The organism is Thomasclavelia saccharogumia DSM 17460 (assembly GCF_000686665.1).
Lineage (GTDB): Bacteria > Bacillota_I > Bacilli_A > Erysipelotrichales > Coprobacillaceae > Thomasclavelia > Thomasclavelia saccharogumia.
Genome location: NZ_JMLH01000134.1, coordinates 1 through 1,256 on the forward strand (window position 1 = coordinate 1; position 1,256 = coordinate 1,256).

Sequence of the window (1,256 nt, forward strand, 5' to 3'; positions counted from 1 at the left end):
TATGATTGAAAAAATGATCAGTAATGGTATAAATGTCAACCAAGATATTTATTTATTATCTTGTTTACTTGGACATGAGAAAATTACCGAAACAGAAGTCTATATTCATCTTCCATATTATAAATTTAATGATATGTCTCATATATCTGTAATAAATGAATTGTTTCCAAAGGTGAAAGAAAATGAAACATAGTAGATTTTCAGAACTTATCAGTAGATTTTTTACTGATTATTTAAGAAAGCAAAGAGGTGTCAGTGAAAATACAATCGAAACATATGCATACTCGTTACAGACTTTTATTGAATATTTAAAAAGTATTGGTATCCTAGAAAAAAATATAACTTTATGTCACTTAAAAAAAGAAATTGTCATCAAATATCTGAATTGGCTTGAAGATTATAAAAAAAATTCTATCAGAACAAGAAATTTACGTTTAGCAGTTATTCATACATTATGTGACTATATTATAAATCAAAATATTGAATATCTGGATCAATGTACTGATATTTTGAAAATTAAATTTAAAAAAGAAATAAAAAAACAAAAGAGATATATAGAAATGAAAGATATAAAACTTTTACTATCAAAACCTGATACGACCACAAAAAAAGGTATAAGAGATGTGGCTTTAATAAGTTTACTATATGATAGTGGTTGTCGCGTTAGTGAATTTATAGAAATAAAGGTAAAGGATATTGATTTTAAACGAAATACTATCTCACTGTTAGGTAAAGGTAGAAAACAAAGAGAAATACCTATATCATCAAATGTAAACTCAATTATCTTAAAGTACATTAGAGCTTTCGATTTGCAGAATAATGATTATCTGTTTATGAATTCACGTTTAAAAAAACTTACAAGACCAGGAATTACATATATAATTAATAAATATACTAATGAATGTCGAAAAGAAAATAAAGATTTTTTTCAAGGAACTATAACTCCACATATTTTGAGAAGATCAAAAGCTACACATCTATTGGAATGTGATATAAATATATATTATATCCGTGATTTTCTTGGTCATGAATCAGTACAAACCACTGAAATGTACGTAAGAACTAATATTAATATATTACAAAAAGCAATAATAGAGCGTACTGACAAACTTGAATTAAATAAAAAGAATGAAATTAAACAAGATGATTTAGTAATTACTTCTATACTGGATAGATTTAAATAAATAATATTATGGAAAGTAAATAATGAGGAATATATTAATATATCAATATATATTCTGGTTACTTTCCATAAT

2 protein-coding genes are annotated in these 1,256 nt (G+C 24.3%); both read left to right on the top strand.

Features of this window, described 5'->3' with window-relative positions; translation table 11 throughout:
* Positions 1-193 (top strand): hypothetical protein (locus BR82_RS17300; RefSeq protein ID WP_034865321.1); only part of this gene is annotated, 193 nt, incomplete at its 5' end.
* Positions 183-1,184 (top strand): tyrosine-type recombinase/integrase, encoded by a 1,002-nt coding sequence (locus BR82_RS0114550; RefSeq protein WP_024721756.1) that lies wholly within the window; start codon positions 183-185, stop codon positions 1,182-1,184. The genes BR82_RS17300 and BR82_RS0114550, both read left to right, overlap by 11 nt.
* Positions 1,185-1,256: the final 72 nt, after the last annotated feature.